We start from the raw sequence: 20,054 nt of genomic DNA, 5'->3' as shown, positions 1-20,054 counted from the left end.
CGACGCCCGCGGCGGCCAGCAGGCGCCGATAGACCGACGCCCCGAACGTGCGCCCGGTGATCCGATCGATCGCGTCGAAGGCGCGGCGCAGGAAGGTGCGGTTGTCGGCGTGGGCGACGTCGAGCGCCTGCAGCGCGCGGGTGATGGCGAGCAGTTCGGCGTCGGCAAAGGCGGTGGGCGTGCGGGGCATCGGTGAACTATCAAAGTAACGCTGATAGTCTACCCTTTTTTGATACGATTATCAGTATCTTTTATCAGTACGATTTACCATTATCCTAATAATGACAAATGGATGCCCACAAAGGCTATACTGCACCTGCCGTGAGGCGAAGCCGCCTCCCGCCTTGGCTGGCGGGCACCTGCCGCCGCTTTTGCCCGCCGATTTCGCCGCCGTTGCCGCCTGATGGAAGATCTCCTGCCTACGCTCCCCTCGCTGGACCACCGCGACGCACTACCTAACGCCCTGGCCAGCCCCGTACTGCCAGCCGGCCAAAGCGATGCCCAGTTGGTGCGCACCTGGCTCGACACCAAGTACGCGGCGGGCCTCGGCATTCGCGCCAGCACCCGCGCCCAGTACGCACTCGAGGCGCACCGCCTGCTGTGGTACGCCCACGCGCTCGGCCGGCCGCTGGCCAGCTGGCAGGTAGCGGACGCTAATGGTTACCTTGCCTTCTTAGCCGATCCGCCAGCGCACGCGGTCGGGGACGGCCGTGTGCGGCAGGACAGCCCGGCTTGGCGGCCCTTGCGCGGCCCGCTCTCTGAGGCGTCGCGGCGTCAGACTGCCACCATCGTGGGGGGCCTGTTCGAGTGGCTGGTCGGGGTGGAGGCGCTGCGCGTGAATCCGTTCCAGGCGGTGCCGCGCGCTCGGTCGGCGCGCGGGCCAGGCTCGCAGCGCCGCTTCCTAGAGGCCGAGCAGCTAGCGGCCGTGTTCGACGCCGTCGAGGCGCGACCGGCGCCCACGCTATGGGCGCAACTGCACAAGGCACGTGACCGCCTGCTGCTCGCCCTGCTGTTCCACACCGGGTTGCGCGCCTCCGAGGTGACGGCGCTTACGTGGCCGGACTTCGAGCGTCAGCGCGGCAGGCATGGGGATTTCTGGACGGTGCGCATCCGCGAGGCCAAGGGCGGCAGTGACCAGCTCGTGCCCTGTGATAACGTCATGGCGGAACTGGCCCGCTTTCGCCAGCTGGTGGGGCTCTCGCCCGAGCCGCGTGCCACCGACACGATGGCCGTCGTCCCAGCCATGGCCGGAGGCCGGCAGCGCCTGGCCCCGCTCACCGACACGCTCGCGCTTCAGCGCCGGCTTAGCCGTCCGGTACGCACGCGCCAAGGCCTCTACACGATCGTGCGGCAGGTGTTCGAGGCCGCAGCTGTTCGGCTAGAAGCATCTGGATACGCCGAAGGCGCGGCAAACCTGCGGGCAGCGTCCACGCACTGGCTGCGCCACTCACACGCCACGCACCTGCTGCGGGCCGGCGTGCCGGTAACCGACGTGCAACGCACGCTGCGTCACCGCGATATCAACACGACGCGACGCTACACCCATGAGGCGCTGGAGGATGTCGCGCGCAGCATCGGCGGCAAATTACCGGCGGTGTAGGGTCGGCCGACTTCGCTGTGCCCTCCCCCTTCACGAGTTCCAAGGGTCTTGGGCGGGCGCGATGCCGATATCGTAGGCTTCCAGAAAAGCCGGCAGCAAGGGGAACTGCGCTAGCGGAATTGGCTCTCCTTGCGCCACGATGCGGACCCGATCGAAAATCGCCACGCTAGCTTCATTGGCAAAGCGGGACGTGAAATACAGCCCGTCAATGTCCGGGTAAGCCGCGTGGATGGCGGCGCTCCACAGGTTCGGACCGCGGTAGTCTGCCGTCGACAGAATGCGGTTGTCCATTCCAAGGTGAAAGTGGGGCTGCGTGAGGTCGGCCAGGCGCAGCGGGCGATTCGTTGCGGTGCCCAGTCGGCTTACGCAGCGCAGCGTCAGCTCCGCTTCGTCGAGCAGCAAAGGTAACGACTCGCCCTGAAATCGGTCCCGGACCACCGCTTCGGCCATACATGCCGCAAAACTCGGGGACGCATACAGGACGCCAAACGTATCGTCGGGTGCGTCAAAGCGGTAGGGTTGCCCTCCCGTGGAGCGGCGGTTGTAGTGGATCGGCCCGTAGACGCCGCGATGGATCCGCCACAACTTAGTTACCCCCGGGTCGAGTTCCTTCACCGGCATGACGCGGGCAGCCAAATCCTGCGGAGGCACCGGGCAACCCAGCGCCTCCGCTGTCAGCACCGGCATCAAGCAGCTCCCTGCTCGCCGGCGTACCGGGCGTTGATGACCTCGACGAGTGGCGCGATGGGCCGCGCGGCGTCCATCACCCAGTCCATCGGCCGTGCACCGTCAAGAACTTCCAGCGGGCGCTGCATGAAGTGATGGACCACCCAGCAACTGGCCTTGGCCGCGATAAACGGGGCGAGCACGGCTGCCAGTCGGCTAGCCTCGGCATCAAACTGCCATTGGGGGTAGCGCAGGCCGCGTTGCTTGCCTGGGGGCACCAGTGCATACAGCTGCCCGCTCAAGCGGGCTTCGTTGATCGCGCGGTCGGAGCGACCCGCGTACGCTGCCGCATCGCGTAAGGATAGGTTTTCCGGCTGCTGCAGCTCCTCCAACGCGTATTGGCGGCCGCGCTCCCGAGCAGCTTGAAGCGCATCGACAGGGCCATTCTGGGTGGTCGGCTTCGTGCCAACTTCGCCCAAAGCTTCCGCCGCGCCCAAGATCAACCGGTCCAGGAACGCGACCGTCATCTTTTGACTGTGCACCTCGTCCCCTGCCAGCTCCACGACTCGCTCTAGAAGCTTGTCGGCAAATATCCTGCGCCCGGCGTCCGTTGGCACGACGGTAGTTCTCGCTACGCCACTCGAGCCAGCGGCTTTGTAAGTGATCCTGCGATTCGGAACGGGTCGGTTTTTCGTTTCCATGCGAACATGATAGTTCATGAATTTCATGAAAGCAATTCTTGCCTGCCGATTTTCGTGGGCGTATTGCGCTTCGTTCAGTATATAAATACTGTTTGCCCTCGCCCTCTCGGCGCAGCGCATCGTACGAGGAAGGTTCATCGCAATGGCATGAGACGCTTCGGGCAACGGTAGCCCCGTTGCTGTGGGCCGCTCCGTGGTGTCATGACCAATTGCGCTCGCGCGTCCGGTGATCCGTTGCCAATTCGGCGATACCTCATCGCTCGATCATCTAACGCAGTTCCTATCCGTCGCGCTGCGACGAATTCTGGTCCGAGTGCTTCGGACGCGGGCTGGGTGACGTCTGCATGTCAATACGAATAGCAGCCGCGAATTCGCCTATGTTTGCTTGGTCGGTCTTTACCTGTTGTCGCCAGCGTACCTCTTGCCCTGCCCTATTGCCGATAGCTGCTATCACTGCTCACTTGGAACGACTGCCGTGATCAGCTAGGCCGCGTAGCGCACGGTAGGGCGAAACGAGCTTCTCCATGGCCTTTGCGCAGTTTTAGCAGCAGGTCTGTCCTCTTGATCTGATTGGTGAGCTGGAATCCCAAGAAGCCCATGACCATGTTCGCCACGGTGGGCAGGACGACTACGTAATCTGTCAAATCGGACATATGCCCGTCTCATGCGGCCGCGCTTAAATAATTTGCATTGATTTCCGGGCGACAGAAACGCCCGGATCGGCATTCAACAAGGCGTGAAGCCTTGATCTGCCAAGGCTTGCCGGACTCCCTATGGCTTCGATCTTCACGGAAGCCTCGTCGTGATCTAGGCCCACTCGCGAATGTCGAAGCGGGCCGCGAAAATGCCTAGTGGTAGGCAAGTTCCAGGGTAACGGTGACAGTGGGATCGATCTCAGGCACGTGGGCTTCCCGGTTTGGAAGGTTCGAAATCGAGCGTCACGCCGCCGTCCCATTCGAGCGTAACCGTGGCATGGCAAGTGCTGCAGTGCCCGGCGTCGCCATCGTGGGTGTCATCGTCAAAATGAACCTGGCCGCGATGGTCGCAGGCAGAGCAACGGTAGACGTACAAGACTTGGTCGGGCATGAAGCTTCCATTCGAAGTCGTCACAAGTTATGCAGCTTACTGCTTTTCAGGCGGGGCCTGGTCGAAGGACGGGCTCCGTGTTCGTTCGGAGATTCTTTCAGCGCAAAACACACCCTAGGCCATGGCATGAGCATTGTTCGTCGTGTTTGCCGCGTTGGCTGACCTGCGGTCGCGCAGCATCGCTCGCAACGCCGATAACGTCGAAGCCGCCTCCTTTCCCCGTTTCTCGAGCCGGCCGCTTGCTCTCTGGGGAGCAGCGTAGACCTCAGCTTTCTGGTACGCACCAGCGTGTAGTCGCCTTGCAAATTCGGCGAGGGAAGTTCCTACCAAGCGGGAAGTGACCGCACTTTGGACCTCGGTGACAAGCACTGAGCTTCCGTCGCTTTCGACTTCGAAATGGTTGCCTTTTTCGTCCACGAAACACTGCCGCGCTGCCCCTGCGAGTATCGAACGCACGAAATCGCGGTCCTGCACTTGGATTCGGGCTTTGTCTTCTTTGAGTGCCTTTGCTTTGCAGACAGCACTGAAATCGGTGCGGGCGGTGAGTAGGGCAAGCAGATACGCTTTTGGCACGCGTGCTTTCGCAAGACTCTCCCATGTCGCGCTTACGACATCTGAGAGAAAGTGGCCTTGCTCTTTAGCCTTTCGCATCAACCAAAAAATTAAATTTACATCAAGACCCAGGCCGCGCAGACGTGTCAGGTCCTGGGGGAGCCGATCCTGCTGTCTTTTTTGAAAGGAGTATGGGACACGATCTTCTGTAAACAGGACTCTCGTTTTGAGAGACGGTTGCGCCATAGAAGAGGGTGGTGGAACGGCCGGCTCGCCGAGCTGCGCTGTGTCGTCCTCGCCCGTACCCGTGGTTTCTTCTTCTTTTCGCGAGCTTAAGCCGAGCATCTCCGTCGCTTTTTCCGTCAGGTAAATGTAGGCTCCTGCGAATCGGCCAAATCGCTTCCGAACTTGAACGTCGACGGTAATTAGGCCCAAGTCGAGCAGTTCTCGTTGAGCACGGTACCAAGTAGCCGGCGACATTCCGGTTTCGGCACAAAGCGTTTCCCGGTGCTTAAAGATCTTACCGGTGGGGTCATCGTTATTCGCCGTGCGGGCGAGGGCGGCAAGAGCTGATCGGGCGCTACGCCCGATCCCGACGATTCGAGTTGCGCGCTCGACTGCTTCGATAGTCTTGCGTTTGAGGCGCTTGGGCGCCGGAGCAATCAGAGCGTCTGTCTGGTTAAGGTGTTTTTGTGGGCGAGCAACATCCTCGCCAGCAACGGAGCGTTGCGCGAAAGTCATATGACCTTCCCATTCGTAAAAAATGGTTGAAGTCGCTTGACTCAGGTTCGCGTTCCGCTACACTCCGACTAACGAATCCATGTCGAGTGGCTTCGGTGTGTAGCGGCCGGGAAACTGGTCAGCTTGAAGTTCTCAAAAGCCCACGGTTGCCGCCGTGGGCTTTTGTTTTTGTAGGATTACAGTCTAGACATGGCTTAAAACCTCGATTCGTAGTACGAAGTCCTTAAAAAACAAGCACTTAGCTTTTTGCGTCTTCCGACGCAGCTTTAGCTAACCCTTCCAGATGTTCGCGAATGGCCGATTGGGCCGCTTCCGCTTCTTCCTCGCTGCGGAACTCAATGCGCATGACTTTCTTTGCGATACGAACATCGCACCAAGTCGCCTTTCCCGCCTTGATTTTGAAGCCGGTAGATGCGGCAGGCCTGGTCTTAACCTGCTCGGCCTTAGTCATCCGTACGGCCTGCTGTTGATCGATCTTCTTCTCGGCCAACAACTTAACCGCTTCGACGACCCGATCCCCGCGACCGTCTTTGGTCGCCCTTGCCAACTCGGCGCCAGCATTCGACCCGAGCAGGTCTGGGCGGCTATCGAGAAGGCTTAGGACCTCGGGAGGCAAGTTCCGGAACGACAAAATCTCTGAGAGAGTCGAGACAGGTACACCAGCCTGTTCAGCTATTGCGGCTTGAGTCTTGTCTGGGCTGCGAAGCAGCAGTTCGTCGAACTTCCGAAACTTCTCGAAATCCGTTAAATCTGACTGCATAAGGTTCGCGTAGAACGCGCCCGTGTCAGCCTCGTCTGAACTAAGTTCGCCGAGCACGCAGCGTATGTGATCGCGCCCAAGCTCGCGGTACGCGTCTGTCCGGTGATGCCCGGAGACAATCTCGAAGCCTCCCGCAGGCCGAGGGCATACAATCACAGGATGAACGAGCTTGTTGTGCCTGAGGTTTTCCCTCAATTCGACATACTTCTCGGGAGGCATGAAGCGTCTGCGGCCTGGGACCTCATGCAGTTGGTCGATAGGCACATCCACTGCGCCGCCGCTGACGCGGGCCGACTCAAGTTCTGCTCTTAGTTGCGCGATCTCGTTAGCCTGTCGCTCAACCTTCCCTTGCATATGCATTAACTGACCGGGCGCAGTTCGCGGCGCTTGCGGACCGCGCGCAGCGGCTTTCTCCAAGTCTTCCGCCGTGACCTTGATGTTCCCAGCCTTTGCGGCAAGCTTTTCTCTCAAACTCATTCTTCAATTCCTTGCCAAAGCGCGCTGACCTTGTCGTCCACATAGTCGACAAACTCATCGCAGGGTTGGCGAATGCGTCGCATCGTCTCGGTGTTCGCCTCGCTAGAGGAGAGGTCATAGACCGTGCGAAATTGAATGCTGCTGTTACGGGCGAGGTCCGTCTCAGGGATCTCAATCGGCAGCACGCGCGACCCATAGACGCCGCGAATCCAGTCTGCCACCAGGCGAGGAGCGTTCTTTTTCTCCATGCGTGTCATGAGAACATCGAGAAAGTCGAACTCCTTTTTAGATCCCTCGCTCTGCTCTTCCATGCCTGTTACTAGGTCCGAGAAGAGTTGCCAGAACTGGACCATAGACGCGAAAGCCAAGGTGTCCGGGACCACCGGTACGATGACGCCATCGGCAGCGAAAATCGCGTTGATGGTCAGGTAGCTGAGGGTAGGAGCCGTGTCGAGGATGATGTAGTCATATTCGTCTTTCAACGAATCGAGGCCGTTACTTAACACGCGCTCGAACGGAATATGGCCTTCCTCTGCCGTCGCCCGAGCCGGAAGCATAAACTCCGCGTTGAAAAGCTCAGTAGACGAAGGAATCAAATCCAGGTTAGGCCAGTAAGTCTCCTGAGGAAGCCCTCGCATATCGAAGGACTCGCCCGCCAAATACGCCTCGATGAGCGGCATAATGGTGTTTTCGGACGACACCTCGGCATGTGGATTGATGCCATACAGCGTGGTTGCGCTTCCCTGCGGATCCAGATCAACGTGGCACACCTTCCGACCTCGCCGCAGACTCAAGCCCTGGCAGAGGAGGGTGGACATAGTGGTCTTCGTGACACCGCCCTTGAAGTTCGCAACTGCAATGACTTTACCTGGTCCCCTTCGCGGGACAGGCTTAAGTTCCGCTCGGATCCATTGCATTGCCTCGCTGAGGCTGAAATAGCGCACTGCACCGGGTCGCGATTGCTGGCCCTGAGGGAGATCCCCCTTTTTGAGGGACCGGTTCATCCGCGTTTTGTCGATGCCACACAATTCTTGTAGGCGGCCAGACGGGATCAGCGGGGCTTCCTTCCGAGGAAATGGCTCCAGCATCTCATCCCGAATTTTCTGCAGCATCACCGCGGAGAGATTTGCCAACTGCTTCAAATCCTCAGGCGTCGTCTTGCTGGGGTGGGCTAGCTTGATATCCATTCGGTTCAAAAACCTTTAAGCTGTTCACCGGAACCGCCGGTGGATCGTGCAACCGTTTTCGGCAAAAATGACGTCCGCGGTTGCGTTGCCGTGAAGGTTAGCGGCCCTTAGACGTATACGCAAGTTAACTTTGTGCCTGTTGTACCCGAGAGATCGAGCTGTTCCCCCGGTACTTACGGGTCGTTGTTAAAGTAAAAGGCGAGGAATTCTACGAAAGTGCCATATAACGCACAAAGAATGCGCGCCTCAGGAAGTAAGGCTTAGGCCAGCCTCAAGGACGAAGCGCGAGGTCGGGTTCTTCTTCGCCGTTGAGATAAACAGGCAATCCCTGGCGCGCGTGACGGCGACGTAGAAGAGGCGCCTTTCTTCGCTTTCTGGGCTTTCGCTGTCGGGAACGATTGTCTCTTCGGCTCGGACTATGGCTACGCTGTCCCACTCCCGTCCTTTTGAGGCGTGCATGGTGGTTAGCACGAGGGCGTCGGCGGCGGGTTCGTTGTTTCTCCGTCGAAGATACTCAAGGCGGGCCACGAATGGTCCGTTGAGCTGGCTGAGGACGTCGTAGCAGGTGTTGATGGCACGCTTGCCGGCGTCCTCAGTCACATACTTGAGCATCCATTCGCGGACCCCATCCAACGTCAGCGCATGGAATTCGCGATCGTATAGGGCACGCCATTCGGCGAGTCGTTTCAAGAAATCCCTGTACTTCTCGGCCGTCTCCTCTGATATTCCCGATTCGACCAGGTCCTTTTTGCGCGGGGCAGAGATCAACTCACCCTCGGCGGCTTCCTGGGCGTGAAGCTGTTGAAGCTCAAGGGTTCCGATGCCAGAGTATCCAAGTAGAGCATCGACACCAGTCAACTTTGCTCGCTGTATAAGCTCCAACATATCTCCCATCAGTGCTGCCTCGGGACGATCGAGGATCGATTTGCCGGCGGCACGGTAGTACTTCACTCCATGGGATCTACACACCGCCTCTATGGGATCAAGAATGCGATTAGTCCGAGCGAGCACCGCGGCGGTCTTCCCAGCACGAATCGCCGGCGCCAGCGTTTCAACTACGGCAACCGCTTCCTTGTACTCGTCGTCGAATCTCTTGAATTCGACTGAGCCGCCGGAGCCCCGATGTGCCAACAGGTCCTTCGAAATCCGCTGCGCGTTGTTACGGATAATTTTGTCAGCGGCACTCAGAATCTCGGAATGAGAGCGATAGTTCTTGCCGAGCACGATAGCGCGAGCATCAAACTCCTTGATGAACGCCTCCATGCCCTGATAGCCGAGGGCGTCACGAAAGCCAAAGATGGTTTGATCATCGTCCCCGACGACACACACAACAGAGCCGGCCGCCGCATGCAATGAAGTCCACCGCGATTGCAGGCTATCGCAATCTTGATATTCGTCGACCAGCAGGTGGTGAACGGAGTAGGGCCGGATGCCACCCGTTAGCATGCCGGCCACCGCCATGCGCAGCATGTCCTGAAAGTCGATCTTCCCGTTTCGTGACAAAGCGGCTTGGTATGCCTCGAAGATCTGTGCGTCTACAGTACCGGGCTTCGGATCGTCCAAATGATGCTTCGAACGTTCTATGGAGGCCAGCGCATCCTCCACCTTCCAATCGATGCCGCGCTCCTGAAGGATCTGGCCAACGATCGCTGCGCGGACACCGTCGGTGACGATGTCGTTCAACTTGCCTCCATTCTTGCCCAATTGCTTGTATGCGAGTGAGTGAAAGGTGCCTGCGACCAGCCGCTTTTTTGCCGTAGGACCCGCCAATTTGAGAATCCGATCGCGAAGCTCAATCGCAGCATCCTTGCTAAAAGTGACCGCACCTACGGTAAGGGCTGGGTTGCTCAGAAGCAACGCGGCTTTGGCGGCAATCGTCGCTGTCTTCCCTGCACCAGGCACAGCGACGGCCACGCAATGGTCGCGGCAGTCAACGACTTCCCGCTGGGACGGATTCAGCTTTTCGAGAACTTCTGCGAGAGACATAACTCGGTGTGGCGAATGCCTGGGATGGTCATTGACCGACTTGGTCGGACTTGGTGCCAGCAACGAAGAGGAAGTGCCACCAACTGCCTGTTGCTTGACTTGTGCCGTTATGCAAACAGGCACCATGTAAGACTTAGCCCCAATTGGTGGCACGTGCTGACACAATGTCCGACTTACGCTGTGGGTAACTCCGATCCGTCATCTGGCACCTAATGGCACCACGTCCAACCATGTCGGATGGCGACGGACTTGGTGCGACCATAGTCGCGCCGGAAGCACTAGATGCCGCGCACGGTTGTCATGAGCTTCAGGTGCGTCGTGTAGCTGCGCAGGCCCAAAGGCTGGAACTTACGCAAGAACCGCGACACCTCTTCATTGACGTCGCTCTGGTCGCGGATGCCGTTCCACACCATGAAGTCGAACTGGTCCATCGTCTGGTCGAATTTGATCAGCACCTGCAACGCCCGCACCGCGAACCGGGAGTACGCCTGGACCTCAAGGGAGACCGACGGGCGCTGGATCGTAGGTACAAATACGATATCCCCGGCCCCCCGCATCTCGGTTTCGCGTTGCTCTCGGTATGCGCTGGCCACTCGCACCTGCTCGTCCACATAGTCCTCGAGCTTCGACAGTTCGCGTTCCAGGAACGTCTCCAGTGTGGACAACTCCGTTCGCGTGAAGGTGCTCTGGCCGAAGCGCTGGAGATTCAGCGACATCCTGTTCATGTAGGGCCACCATTGTTCGAACAGGGGTCGCAGGCGCGTGTGATTCAGCTTCAGGGCGACAGACACGACGGCAGCGCCCGCGAGTTCGCGGTCCAGGATCTGCAGGCCCAGCTCGCGACGCCGGCGGATGATTGCCTGGCGCTGTTCCGGCTGAAGTTCGCGAAAGAGCTTCCGGGTTCGCTCGACCTCAGCCTTGCGTTGCTCATGATCGGCCGGCGAGAGCAGCCCCTCATTGCGCAGCGCATCGGCGGACGCGTCCATCTCGTTGAGCTCGTGCTCGACGTCCCCGGTGCTGTCGATGGTTCCGAGCGTGCTCGGGGTAGGGGAAGCCGCTACCGAAGCGTCAAGGCTGCTCTCATCGGCGGGGATCAGGTCGGTCGTGGTCATGATTTCTCCGTTTGGAAGGCCATCCACATGGCCTCGTCGTAATTGAGTGGCCGGACTATTTGCCGACATGGAACGACGCCGCGAGGCGCCAGCAAAGCAGGCCCACCAGGCACACCACATAGGTCCACCAATTGGCGAGCAGGGAAATCGGGAGAAGCAAAGCGGAGGCTCCAATCCCGAAGCAAAGCATCAGGCCGTGGGCTGCGACATGGAATGACACGGGATTGGCGAATCCCGCGCTTGCAGCGTGGATCTTTCGCGATACCGATCCGTCATTGAAAATCGCCAGAATCAACACTGTCGCGCCCAAGAGCCAGTGGTGGGCAACCGCGGAACGGTATAGCGCCCGATAGATGGTCAGCCAGAAGTGCTGCATCCAGCCGCGGCCGAACGTTGACGCGCCCCCGTCCGAGAAAGCAGTTGGGGCATCGGAACCGGCGAAGGATGCTTTCACCGCCCCAGAGTCGATGAACCACTCGCGAAAGCGAGCGTTTGCCGATGCCACCGCGATATCGGCCTTCTCCGTCCCAAGGACCCCTTCCACAGACGCCCTTTCGGAACGACTGATTTCGAACGCTGTCTGGTCCTGAATGAATGGCGCCAGCGTGCAGATCATGAGTGGCGAAATAATCAGCCAAAGACGGACGTGGGATGCGAATCGGCTACTTGCCATGGTTCAGATCCACCGCAGTAGCAGCAGGACGGGGAAGCTGGGGATCGCAACAAGCGCGGCCCAGAACACACCCGGCTTGGCGAGAGAGATGTTCACAAGCGCGAAGCAAGGTGCGGCCTTGGTGGCTGTGAACGCCTCAGGCGGCGTCTCGTCCGGGTAAGCATGCGAGACCAACCAATCTTGCATGGCCAGCGCCAGGGCCGGGTCGACGTTACAGATGCGTGCGGCCACCATAGCCGGAATACGGCGAAGCCGCTGCCCGACCCAGCGGGCGTCAGTGTGCAAAGTTGCCAGCGACATCGTAGCTCTCGAAGTAACGGGAGAAGGCGTATCCGGTCAGCACCCGGGCCGCGAGTTGAAACGCAGCACAGCGCTGGGAAACCTCGCCGGGGACCGGCTCGTCAACGACTTGGCAGACGTAGCCCGCCAGCTGCCGTTGCTCGAATGCCGGGATCGATTCGTGGAACGGGTACCAGACGTTGTACTTTTCGCCCTTGAATGCGGCATAGCGCTTGTTGTACAGGTCATGCGCGCGCGAGAAGAGGCCCTTCATGAACGCGACAGACGGATCACCATGCTTGCGCGCGGCGCGCCATGCTGCGATGCCGTCCGTCAGCATTTCTTTGATCAAAGGCTCTTCCCGCACACGGTAGTTCGTGCCGATGTAGTCGACCACGCGGGCACAGATCTCATCGAGGTCCGGAGAGAGGGTGAACACCGGGGAGAGCTTCGCCGACAAATTGTGTTGCTTGATAACTTCGCGGAACAGGCTGCTGCGCATGGATGGTTAGTCCTGAATAATTGGAATACGACCTTGGTAGACGGCGCCGCCGGATATCCGTAGGAAGTACTGGAGGTTCGGCAGTTGCATGACCAGGTCATGCGGAATCAGGGGTACCTTTTCAAGCTGTGCGGATCGCGAAACGGAGCCACTAAATTCACCTACGTGCGCTTCCGTGCCGGTACTCGTGCTGCTGGAGATCACCAGGTTGCGGATAGCCGTCGTCCCGGCCTTCTCGGCGAACCACTGCGCGGTGTCGATGTCTTCCAAGCGTAGAACGATCTGGTTGTTCAGATTGCCCAAAACCTGCTGCATTTTGGCCACGTTTCCAAGTTTTGCCGTGAAATCGGAACGCGTCTGGTAAGCAACGAACGCCTTGAAGCCTGCACCACGCCCCTTGTTGAGAAGCTGGAGCAACTGCTCGTTGATGGCCTCAGCCGTTTCGTCAACTTGAAGGACGATCTCGGGAGGCTTCGCGTAGAAGTTGTAGATCGCGCCAGCGACCGAAGCGATGTCCGCGAGCAGCATGGACATCACCGCTTGCGCGACCATGGAGTTCGACAGGGAGTCCGCACCGACGTAGAGCACGGCCTTCTGTTTGATGACCTTGTCGATATCCCAGATTTCTCTATCGTCCTCGAAGTCATCCGCTTTGGGCGCTAGCATGAGGCCGGTCTCGCCGGTGGCCAGCATCTGCAGGAGGGGCAGGGCAGAGGCGATGATACGGCCGTAGTGGTCTCGATCGTGTTGAAACGTCGAGATGAGACCGTCGATCGACTCGTGGCCCTTGCCCAGATTCGAGAAGCGGTCGATATACAGTCGAACCATAGCGTCCAGACGGGTACCGCCACCTTTCTGACCGACTTGCTGCATGTATCCGGCGACCTCGTCTTCCCAGTCCGTCATGCCGGCTTCGGGGAAAAAGCGCTGAAGCGCACGCTCGAGCAGGTTGTTGATACCGTTCTGTGCGTATTGGAGGATGGAGCGCAGGTTGGGCTTGTCGCCGACGTAGAGCTCGCCTTTGACAGAACGATCGATGAACAGGAACGCAAACTGCCGGAACGGGCCTTCCTCCATGAGCTGGGCGACGCGCGTGGGTATCTCCGACGGTTGCGACCAGTTTTCCAGTGGATTCAAACGGATGGATTGGGACGGCGCCGCCTGCTTCCAATACAGAAACTTCCGACCCGTACGCTCGCATTCTCGCCGGCATCTTGCGACCCACTCGACGTCGTTCTTCGGATCGATCACGATCAAAACGTCATTAGGGTTATGAATAACCTGCGTGGAAATCAGTTCGAATGTGCGCGTCTTGCCCGCACCGGTGGTGCCGCTGATGGACGTGTGGCCGCCCATCGCCTTGTAGTGAAACGGCACTGGCTGCTTCTTGGTCTCCAGACCCGCAATCCAAGGTTTGCCTTGAGGCGAATGGTCCGCAATGCTGTTGGCGGGAGCAAAGGCCTTTTCGATGGCACGTACCGTTTCGTTCGGCAACCATTTTGGCAAGCCGGGAATATCGGTGGACGGCATGCGCAGAATATCGTGCGCAAGTTGACAGTGCTTCTGGGTCCATTCGTAGCCGGTGCCGAGGTACATGGCGTCCACGTCTTTGTCCTTCGAGCGGAGACCGCGGCTGGCATCGAGAAGATCATCGATCTTGACCACGGTAAGCCACTTGGTGGAAATGGCGAGTCGGAATCTGAGGGCGCGCCAAACCTGCGCGGACCGTAGCAGTAGGGCACATAGGCACAAGAGCGCGAAATAGCCAGCGTGCGGCATGCCGCTCAACAGAATCAACAAAGCTGCGACGGTCCAGCCAACGGCCGCGCGAAATTCGTAAATGGGCCGGAAATGGTTGATGTAGTGATTCATCATGATGCAGTCTCCGGCGCGATGAGACGTCCTACTTCGTCGACCAACAGAATATTCTGGCCATCGACCTTGTATAGGTGCTTGCCCTTTCGCAGATGCTCGACAAGGGTGTCGGACGCCAGGCCAAAGTTGCCGAGCGAGCGCTTGCTAATCGAGACTTTGCCGTCGATCCGCGCGACCTTGGCTTTGCCGCTGGCAACGTCCTGGGCCAGCGCCTTGAAGAACTCCCGCATCAAGTTAGAGCTGCCGGCCAAAGCCTTGAAGGGATCGTCGGCGGATAACTCCTTGCGCAACGAACGCGCTCCGTCGAGCTGAACCACATTTCGCGCCGCCGAGGCATCCGAGGCCGTGGCATCCGGCGATTCGACCTGAGCCTGCGAACCAAGGCCCGCGGATTCCGCTGGCGAGACGTTACCCTTTCCGTCGGCGTGCTGCGTGGAAGTGGCCGGCGGCGGCGCCGGCACCGGTGCGTCAGCCTGAGCCAAGGACGGATTGACAGCCTTCTCCAGCCTCTCGGCTGTCGGAACGGGCGTCGAGTCCGGGGGGAATTCTGCTTTTCTGGCCTTGATCTCGAACTGGGTCAGTGTGTCGATGGATTGCCGTACAACCTTATGCAGCAGCGTTTCGAGTCCGGTCGGTCGAGGATCCGGATTGATCGCACCGAAAAGCTCGGTGAGCACCTGGCTGTCGAAGGCACTTAATCGTTCGCTACCAAGAATCTCGCGCGCGAGAAGTGCGGTGCGCATACGCTCAATGGGCTGGATAGCCTCGCGTCTCGTGACACGGTAATTGCTTGTGCCGACCCAGGGACCGAAGGCGCCGTGGGCAGCGGGGATCCACTCTGCACCATCGCTGTCGCGATAGAACTGAAAGTGACGGCACGGCTCGTCGAGCCGCGAGCAGCACGCTGCAAGGAAAAGGGCGTAGAGATACTGAGGCTCGAGCATGCGCCGGCGCTCAGACGGCTGGTCTGCACCGAACTTCTGCGCGCCGGACAGGCGCATCGCAAAGTACGCCGCTTCGACCGTAGCGCGGAATGCACCGCCCGGTTCCGCATGTTCAGCGAAGCGCAGGGGCATACTGGAAAACCAGTCCGCGCACCGCGTCAGAATGCTCAGCCACTTTACGGCGAACAAGTCGCCGGACACCTCGTTTGCATACTGCCGAATCAACGCGATCCGGCTCTCGTGAGCTGACAAAAGCGCTGCTGCCGGCATCGAGGAATGGGTGTGCGTACTCATTATTTCAACTTCGCAAGGAACTTGCCGATGCCGCCGGCGGCCTTGAGGCCAACCCGCATGGCCCCACCGCCGCTGATGCCACCACCGGAGCCGAAGATCGCACCGGCGATTTTAGGAAGCTCGAAGGCGACAAGAATCATGAACAGCGCAATGCTCATGGCATACACGGCACCAGCCAGCGTCGCTGTGCCGGCGCTCTTCTGATCGATAAGCGTGGACACCAGTGCACTCGAGACGAGGCGAGCCATCACAGCGGCAACGACCGAATACATCGATGCGCCGATCATATAGTCCAGCCACGAAGAGAAGTAGCGACGGCTATAGTCGGAGAATCCGAGGGCGACTGCGATAGGTCCAATTACAATTCCGATGGCTGCCGCAATCTCGCCCAGGGATATGAAAAACGTGTAGAGAAGAGCTGCGAGGGCGCAAAAAACGAACGCAGCCAGCAACAGCATTCCAGCAAACGCTATCATCAAGACGTCTGAGATACCGCTTGCCGCCTTCATAGACTCAATATAGGAATCAATGAATCCGGCGCCGACGGAAGCGAGCGTCATCGCAGGTGACATCGCTTGTGTGCCTGCGATTTTGTCGGCGAGATGCTGGAAGTATTCGTAAATGCCAGGCCCGAACTTGTCATATCCGGTGTAGAGGGACGCGAAGATGCCAAGCATAAGGAGCGTCTCGAAGACCTCGGTCCAGGCCGCGACAGGTTGCGACGCCGCGGCGAAACGAATTCCAGCCAACGTCAGCGAAATGACGGCAAGCCCGAAGGCGATCTTGTCCGCGTCCGGAGTGAGGGTCTTGCTCAATGTGGTGGCGCCCCCGATCAGACCGGTACGGAACGATTCGAACTGGCTGAGCCAGCTCTTGAGCGATTCACCAATCGATCCCGGCTGCGCGAATAGCCCGGGCTTGCCACCCTTGTTCGGGGCAGTTTGCTGTGCGGTGTCGGTGCCCGCTTCAGGGGCGGACGCTTGTGCGAAAGCCGGCGGCGAATGCAATAGAAGGGCCGTCAGAAGCAAGACGATGAAGCGGGCGATCTGCATAGTGTGTGACGGTCAGTTGGACTGCAGCTTGCGGGAGAAGACGCGGGCCCGGAGGTTCTTGAGCTCTTCATCTTGAGCGGCTGCCAGTGATCGCATCGCTTCTGCGCTCTGGGTCTCCTTGGCAACGGTCTGTTGGTCCCGATCGGCGTCGGCCTGGGCACGCACACTCATGAGCTGTAGCAAATCGGAGTTCTGGCTCGCCAATACGTCGAGCATCTGGTTCGTGGTTTGCGCGGCAGCTTGCGCGGTTGCCGAAAGCTTGATTTGCGACTGGATCTTCTGGCGGCGCTTGGCGACCGATTGTGTGTTCTTGAAGATCTGCTCGCCCAGGCTGAAGAGCGCCTTGGCAGTTTTGTCGCCGTTGGTCAGGAGGGAGCGCTGATCTTCGAACCACTGTTCCTTCGTCTTGCCGGACGAGACGACCATGCTCTGAATCTTCTTCAGATAGTCGGCGTTGTCGGAGACGGTGCCATAGAGGTCCTTGAGCGTGGTGCCGTACACCTCGTACTTTCCGATCTCGTCTTTGATGCTGTTGAACTGCTCGGTGATGGCCTCTGCATCCAGACCTGTAGCTTGCAGCAACTGATTCGCCATCATCTGGTACTGGTAGACGATGTTGGTGTTCTCGTACACCTCGGACTTGATGGACTGCAACGCCGAGATCGTGGTTTGCACCAGACCCACCCAGTCGGTGACGGGTAGGGCGGCGTGAGCGGGGGCGGCGCCGAGCACGGACGCGGCGACGGCAAGGTTGGCGATCCACTTCTTCACTCTTATATCTCCCTGTTTAGGCTGCGCGCGCGAGCATTTCGCGCACGTAGCGGTCTTGCCAGTCGGGCTCGCCCGACGCGTAATGGGTGTCGCAGATGGATTGCGCCACACCGTCCGAGCGCAGCATCGCCACCATCTCGTCGTTGAAAGCGGTCTGGAGCATGCGGGTCTGGACGTTGGTGATCCAGAGGTAGTCACGGTTCGGTACCGCATCGGAGATCATCTGGATCTGGTCTTTGGTCAGGCCAAACATGTCTCCGTAAAGGTCCGTGCTCGTCTTTGCCTGGCTGTTCGGCAGATAGATCCAGTTGGCGATGTTTTCCTTGAGGATTTCAAAATTCGCCACACGCGCGATTTGCCGCAGGGACTGCGTCGCCGCCCAGATGGCTCCGTTGAGCTTCCGGATGGTGGTGATCCAGTCTTCGAAACGCTTATAGAAGCGCTCGTTCTGAAAGAAGAAGCCGCATTCCTCCACTTCGATGACGGTGTAGCGGATGCCGTCCATCGACTGGCTAATCCGGTAGAACGCATAGTCGGTGAAGAGAGCTGCCGCCCGAGGAAACTTCTGGAACAGTTCGCCGCACTCGATGCAGAGGTTGTCGCTCACTGCGAACGCATCCTCGACGTGATCAAAGAAGTGGCCGTACTGCCCGCCCACCAGCCAGATCTGAAGCCGCTCGCGCAGATCGGCATGGAGCATCGTGGAGAGGGCACTGAGGGTCCACCGCTCGCGGGGATAGCTCGCGAGCAGCTTCACTGCCTCGAACATGTCCTGACTCTGTTGCGGAGAAAGGGAGAAATCGTCGTCTTCGAGGGCCAGCGTTAGCCATTCGGTGACGTAGGTAAAGCTGCCCGGGTCGGCGAGCAGAGACAGCGGATTGACCGGTGTGCTCGCCTGGAACTTGCCGGTTACGTCGATGAATGCCCCCCCGCTCAGCAGCGTGGGGATACGCGTGGAGCGGTCTTTGTCGAAACGGATGCGACGCGCCTTGTGCCGATCCGCCTGCGACACTAGGAAGTTGAGGAAAACTGACTTCCCCGCGCCGATGGGCCCGATTACAAACAGGTGTCCATTGCCGCCTGGTTGATGCATATCGACGCGCTGGCCAGTCCGATGACGGGTGGGCAGGCAGGTGAGTGGCGGCACTTCCGTGCCTGTCTTCTCCGACAGCCAGTCGTTGCGCGTCGGACCCTCGAGCACCGACCGTACAGGAGCAATGTCGGAAACCGCGGGTGTCTCGACAAACTGCAAGCGTCGCTGGCGGTCCCAGCGGCCGGGCAGCGTGCTGTTCCACGCCGCCATCAGATTGGTCTTCTCCCGAATCGCGCCAAAGCCAGCGTTCGTCAGTGTTCCTACCACCTCGCTGACGGCATCCTCGCATTCCGCCTCGGTGTCGGCGTAGACGACTATGGAGATGTTGGCGAATCCGTGCTGTACGCCTTCAGCGGTCAGTCGCTTTAGTGCCTTGCCCGCTTCCTTGGCGAGTTCCTCCCGCCCCTCGTCATTCTCGTTCTCCTCCTTCGACATATATTGCTGGACCATCGAACGGAGGTTGACCGCCGCCATCTTGTAGAAGCGGCGCACCTTCTCGATATAGGCCGTTGCCCGGGCGGTGTCCAGAAAGCGGTACATGATGCAGATATCCAGCTCGGCGTCGACTTGCAGCAGAGTGTCGAGCGCCGCTTCCTGGAAGCTCATCCATTCCTTGACGGCAACGATAGCGGCATAGCGTTTGCCATGTGCGGATTCGAACAGAAGGCGCTCGGAGCCAACCGTAATTTCCGACTCACTCAGATGGGTGTCGAGCATCGTTACCGGGAAACGGATGCGACGCTTCGGCACACTGGGGTTGGCGACCTGGTGGAGCGCGGCGTAGCTGTCCTGCATCGCAAGGCGCGTTGGCTTGATGCGCGGAATCCCACCGGTAAATGCGTCCAGCATGGCTTCGAAGCGCCGCGTGTCGGAGCGGATTTTCTCCATGTCGAAGGCGAACGCGCTGCGGGCAAGGACCGTATCCTTGGTCGCTTCGAGCAGGGCGGCGAAAATCGGCTTACCGCCCACGGTCATGTGATGCCCAATCTTCTCGAAGAACTTGGCCACGCCCGTCTCGGGGGTATAGGCGATGCTCAGCGAATGCGCATTGCGGTAATACCTGCCCGTGGTCATGTGGGCGCGGTTGAGCGCGTCGAGACGTGCATCCGTTCCGTTGCTGAACTCGCCGTCGACGTATCCCTTGGTACGTCGGTGCGTCAGGCGCCACCAAGCTGTGATGCGGTTGTCAAAGGAGCGGCACGCTTGGTCGAGCTGGTCTCGCGCGGAGGTGATGTCGCTCGCGTCCGCGCTATCGGCATCCACACCACGGAATTCGTAGTTAGCGAGCAGTGATCCGTCCTTGTTCAGGATGAGCTCGGGAGTAATCGAGGTGAGCCACGGCGCGATTTCCGCCAGCGGCCGTCGTTTCAGCTTCAGCATGGCAGGTCGCTGTCAAAGCCATAGGGGCGGCGGAACACCGCGTGAGACTTGCCGTGCCATGGCAGCGACTCGTACAGGTCTCCGTACTGGTTGTAGACGTTCAGGATCTGGTTCCACCACGGATCACGACTCGTCAGCCACGCCAGCAGTGCGTGGCTGCACAGGCCATAGACGAAAACTGCCAGCGGGATTTGCCAGCCGCTCCGATATGTGACGTAGATCAGGAGCGCGACAATCGTCCCATTGGCGATAGCCAGACTTCGTACTGCGCCAGCGATCAGGCGCGGCATGGACAGGCCGATGCTTACGTGGTGCTTGCGCAT

General features: G+C 59.5%; 18 protein-coding genes and 1 pseudogene. 1 reads left to right on the top strand and 18 read right to left on the bottom strand.

Annotation, left to right across the window (positions count from 1 at the left end):
* Window positions 1-190, bottom strand: a pseudogene (locus D769_RS21745) (cell envelope biogenesis protein TolA); the annotation flags it as partial.
* Between the two features lie 213 nt (window positions 191-403).
* Between D769_RS21745 and D769_RS21740 the strand changes: the two are divergent.
* Window positions 404-1,600, top strand: coding sequence for a site-specific integrase (locus D769_RS21740; RefSeq protein ID WP_008649488.1), 1,197 nt, complete (start codon window positions 404-406; stop codon window positions 1,598-1,600).
* A gap of 30 nt (window positions 1,601-1,630) precedes the next feature.
* Here the strand turns inward: D769_RS21740 and D769_RS21735 are convergent, their stop codons facing one another.
* The 17 genes from D769_RS21735 to D769_RS21660 all read right to left on the bottom strand — a co-directional run bounded on the left by D769_RS21735 (window position 1,631) and on the right by D769_RS21660 (window position 20,054).
* Entirely contained in the window at window positions 1,631-2,287 is a 657-nt protein-coding gene (locus D769_RS21735; RefSeq protein ID WP_008649485.1) for an RES family NAD+ phosphorylase, read from the bottom strand.
* The gene (locus D769_RS30735) at window positions 2,287-2,994 is read right to left on the bottom strand and encodes a hypothetical protein (RefSeq protein WP_008649482.1); all 708 of its coding nucleotides are present in this window, start codon (window positions 2,992-2,994) and stop codon (window positions 2,287-2,289) included. The genes D769_RS21735 and D769_RS30735 overlap by 1 nt, the downstream gene beginning before the upstream one ends.
* 867 nt (window positions 2,995-3,861) lie before the next feature.
* Window positions 3,862-4,053 carry a hypothetical protein gene (locus D769_RS31375; protein WP_080710358.1) on the bottom strand — a complete coding sequence of 64 codons (192 nt, stop codon included), beginning with the start codon at window positions 4,051-4,053 and terminating at the stop codon, window positions 3,862-3,864.
* A 114-nt stretch (window positions 4,054-4,167) separates the two neighbouring features.
* A complete protein-coding gene (locus tag D769_RS21725) occupies window positions 4,168-5,346 on the bottom strand; it encodes a helix-turn-helix domain-containing protein (protein WP_008649479.1) in 1,179 nt (392 codons plus the stop codon).
* A gap of 238 nt (window positions 5,347-5,584) precedes the next feature.
* The gene (locus tag D769_RS21720) at window positions 5,585-6,583 is read right to left on the bottom strand and encodes a ParB N-terminal domain-containing protein (RefSeq protein ID WP_008649477.1); all 999 of its coding nucleotides are present in this window, start codon (window positions 6,581-6,583) and stop codon (window positions 5,585-5,587) included.
* Window positions 6,580-7,770 carry an AAA family ATPase gene (locus D769_RS21715; protein ID WP_008649475.1) on the bottom strand — a complete coding sequence of 397 codons (1,191 nt, stop codon included), beginning with the start codon at window positions 7,768-7,770 and terminating at the stop codon, window positions 6,580-6,582. The genes D769_RS21720 and D769_RS21715 overlap by 4 nt, the downstream gene beginning before the upstream one ends.
* 246 nt (window positions 7,771-8,016) lie before the next feature.
* Window positions 8,017-9,756, bottom strand: a complete 1,740-nt coding sequence (locus D769_RS21710; RefSeq protein ID WP_008649473.1) for an ATP-dependent helicase — start codon at window positions 9,754-9,756, stop codon at window positions 8,017-8,019.
* A gap of 278 nt (window positions 9,757-10,034) precedes the next feature.
* Window positions 10,035-10,868 (bottom strand): hypothetical protein, encoded by an 834-nt coding sequence (locus tag D769_RS21705; RefSeq protein ID WP_008649471.1) that lies wholly within the window; start codon window positions 10,866-10,868, stop codon window positions 10,035-10,037.
* A gap of 55 nt (window positions 10,869-10,923) precedes the next feature.
* Window positions 10,924-11,541: a DUF4400 domain-containing protein gene (locus tag D769_RS21700; RefSeq protein ID WP_008649469.1), complete on the bottom strand. Its 618-nt coding sequence runs from the start codon at window positions 11,539-11,541 to the stop codon at window positions 10,924-10,926.
* Window positions 11,542-11,544: 3 nt separating this feature from the next.
* Window positions 11,545-11,841, bottom strand: a complete 297-nt coding sequence (locus D769_RS21695; protein WP_150982632.1) for a hypothetical protein — start codon at window positions 11,839-11,841, stop codon at window positions 11,545-11,547.
* Window positions 11,816-12,322, bottom strand: a complete 507-nt coding sequence (locus D769_RS21690) for a hypothetical protein (protein WP_008649465.1) — start codon at window positions 12,320-12,322, stop codon at window positions 11,816-11,818. The genes D769_RS21695 and D769_RS21690 overlap by 26 nt, the downstream gene beginning before the upstream one ends.
* A 6-nt stretch (window positions 12,323-12,328) precedes the next feature.
* Window positions 12,329-14,194 (bottom strand): conjugative transfer system coupling protein TraD, encoded by a 1,866-nt coding sequence (gene traD, locus D769_RS21685; protein WP_008649464.1) that lies wholly within the window; start codon window positions 14,192-14,194, stop codon window positions 12,329-12,331.
* Window positions 14,194-15,435 carry a TraI domain-containing protein gene (locus tag D769_RS21680; protein WP_008649463.1) on the bottom strand — a complete coding sequence of 414 codons (1,242 nt, stop codon included), beginning with the start codon at window positions 15,433-15,435 and terminating at the stop codon, window positions 14,194-14,196. The genes traD and D769_RS21680 overlap by 1 nt, the downstream gene beginning before the upstream one ends.
* On the bottom strand, window positions 15,435-16,487 hold the full coding sequence (locus tag D769_RS21675; protein WP_008649461.1) for a type IV secretion system protein: 1,053 nt from the start codon (window positions 16,485-16,487) through the stop codon (window positions 15,435-15,437). The genes D769_RS21680 and D769_RS21675 overlap by 1 nt, the downstream gene beginning before the upstream one ends.
* A 12-nt stretch (window positions 16,488-16,499) precedes the next feature.
* Complete coding sequence (locus tag D769_RS21670) at window positions 16,500-17,258, bottom strand: conjugal transfer protein TrbJ (protein ID WP_008649459.1); 759 nt, start codon at window positions 17,256-17,258, stop codon at window positions 16,500-16,502.
* 16 nt (window positions 17,259-17,274) lie between these two features.
* Window positions 17,275-19,731 (bottom strand): VirB4 family type IV secretion system protein, encoded by a 2,457-nt coding sequence (locus D769_RS21665; protein ID WP_008649457.1) that lies wholly within the window; start codon window positions 19,729-19,731, stop codon window positions 17,275-17,277.
* The gene (locus tag D769_RS21660; RefSeq protein WP_008649455.1) at window positions 19,725-20,054 is read right to left on the bottom strand and encodes a conjugal transfer protein; all 330 of its coding nucleotides are present in this window, start codon (window positions 20,052-20,054) and stop codon (window positions 19,725-19,727) included. Before D769_RS21660 ends, D769_RS21665 begins: the two co-directional genes overlap by 7 nt.

The organism is Cupriavidus sp. HMR-1 (assembly GCF_000319775.1).
Classification (GTDB): Bacteria; Pseudomonadota; Gammaproteobacteria; order Burkholderiales; family Burkholderiaceae; genus Cupriavidus; species Cupriavidus metallidurans.
Note: the sequence above shows the minus strand (reverse complement) of the source record. Positions and strands in the feature narration are given on the sequence as shown.